The organism is Bradyrhizobium sp. 141 (assembly GCF_023074055.1).
Lineage (GTDB): Bacteria > Pseudomonadota > Alphaproteobacteria > Rhizobiales > Xanthobacteraceae > Bradyrhizobium.
Map to the genome: position 1 here is coordinate 1 of NZ_JADPKR010000012.1, position 873 is coordinate 873.

An 873-nucleotide genomic window follows, 5' to 3' on the forward strand; every position below is an offset into this window, starting at 1 on the left:
AGGAAGTGGCCGACGTCGATCACCTCGGTGGCCTGGCCCTTGATCACGGCCGAGCCCAGAATGCCCTGGCTGGAGCCGCCGACCTCGATGTTGAGCCGTTCCTCGACGATGTCGATGATCTCGTCGACGACGAGGCCCATGGAGCGGCCGTCATCGGCGAACACCAGGATCGGCTGGGCGCCCTGGCTTGCGATGGTGACGCCTTCCATGGCGACGAGCGGCATCAGCTGCTCGCGGTACTGCACCATGTAGCGGCCGTTGCTGAACTCGATCTTGTCGGCGGGCAGCTCTTCGAGGCGCGTGACGAGCCCGAGCGGGACCGCCTTGGGCTGGGACGAGCCGGCGCGGAACACCAGAAGCGAAGTCGTCTGCTCGCCCGAGCCGATGTGATGCGCGCCGTTCTCGTCGCCCATGTCATGGGCCGAGGAACCGGCGGCGCCGAGCGCCTTGGCAATGCCGTTGGGGTCGATGATCATGATCACCGCGCCATCGCCCAGGATGGTGTTGCCGGAGAACATGTCGATGTGACGCAGCTTGGTCGACATCGGCTTGACCACGATCTCTTCGGTGTGGAACACGCCATCGACGACGATGCCAAAGGTCTGGCTGCCGACCTGGGTCACCACGATAAAACCGTTCTCGGGATCGCTGGCCGCGCCGTCGTCGATCTTGAGGAGCTTCTTCAGGTGGATCAGCGGCAACAGCTTGTTGCGCAGGCGGAGCACCGCGGTGTCCTTGATGCGCTCGATGCGGTGCTCGGAGTTGGCGCGGGCGCGCACCAGCTCGACCACCGAGAGCTGCGGAATGGCGAAGCGGTCGCCGGCGGCTTCGACGATCAGGGCCGAGACGATCGCCAAGGTCAGCGGGATCTTG

General features: G+C 65.4%; 1 protein-coding gene. It reads right to left on the reverse strand.

Annotation, left to right across the window (positions count from 1 at the left end; genetic code table 11):
• On the reverse strand, positions 1-873 hold an 873-nt coding region (locus IVA81_RS02395), incomplete at both ends, for a chemotaxis protein CheW (protein ID WP_247311685.1).